This is a genomic window from Streptomyces sp. 7N604 (assembly GCF_052245475.1).
GTDB lineage: Bacteria > Actinomycetota > Actinomycetes > Streptomycetales > Streptomycetaceae > Streptomyces.
The window spans coordinates 1-779 of the sequence record NZ_JBQQBX010000106.1; the positions used below are offsets into that span (position 1 = coordinate 1).

Annotated in this window: 1 protein-coding gene and 1 pseudogene; both read right to left on the reverse strand. The window is 63.5% G+C overall.

The genetic code is table 11. The annotated features are described in order from the left end of the window. Positions 1–8: 8 nt before the first annotated feature. The gene (locus tag ACTWP8_RS38205; RefSeq protein WP_443326646.1) at positions 9–269 is read right to left on the reverse strand and encodes a hypothetical protein; all 261 of its coding nucleotides are present in this window, start codon (positions 267–269) and stop codon (positions 9–11) included. Positions 270–537: 268 nt separating this feature from the next. Continuing rightward, positions 538–663 (reverse strand): annotated as a pseudogene (locus ACTWP8_RS38210) (IS5/IS1182 family transposase); the annotation flags it as partial. Between the last annotated feature and the right edge of the window lie 116 nt (positions 664–779).

A 779-nucleotide genomic window follows, 5' to 3' on the forward strand; every position in this document is an offset into this window, starting at 1 on the left:
CCCTGGCCTCACGCACCACCGTCAACGACCACACCATCGACGCGAGCCCGCAAGCCGGACGACAAGGGCAACAACACCAGAGCCAGGATGCCGACGATTGCGTCAGTCGTTCGGGCCACGAGCACTGTGTTGGCGTCACAGGTCACCATCCGGTCGATCGCTTCGTAGTCGAGGGGCTTGGCGGTCGAAGACAACTGCGGCAGCAACCTGCTGAAGGCGTCGACGAGCTCCTGACTCGCCTCCCGGATGATCTCTACACAGATGTCCATGCCGGGAGCCTATCTATCGACCGGGACTGCACAGTCGCACCAGCAGGGCTGGCTTTGCCGACCACTCACCCCCGACGAATAGCCATCCTTACCAGCACAGGACGGGAGGCGACGGCCCGGGTATCGAGCCAGCTTCCGGTAAGCGCTACTCACCGGGAGCCGGGGAAGTGAGAGAATGGCTGGCGGCCGTCTCGGGTGGTTCCCATAACTCTCTGAGCTAGCTGAACGCCAGGGCGATGATGGTGCCAGCACAGCTTAAGACCGTGTCCTATGTGGTGAGGCGGGCAAGCCGCTTGTAGCAGCACATGGCTGCGGCGAGTCCGAGGAATGCCAGGTAGTTGCGCGGATGGTGTTCGTAGCGGTGGTTGAGTCGGCGGTAGCCCGTTACTGACATTGAATGCGTGATGTCGTCATGGTGGGGCGGGGACGAGGCCGGTGCCGGTGAGGCAGCCGTCGAGAACGTCGCTGCGGTACTGAAGCTGGCGTAAGCCCCGCCGGACGGCGGCAGTC

What these genes read in the sequence shown, in the direction of transcription:
- ACTWP8_RS38205 (WP_443326646.1), bottom strand. Translation starts at nt 269, where the DNA reads ATGGACATCTGTGTAGAGATCATCCGGGAGGCGAGTCAGGAGCTCGTC.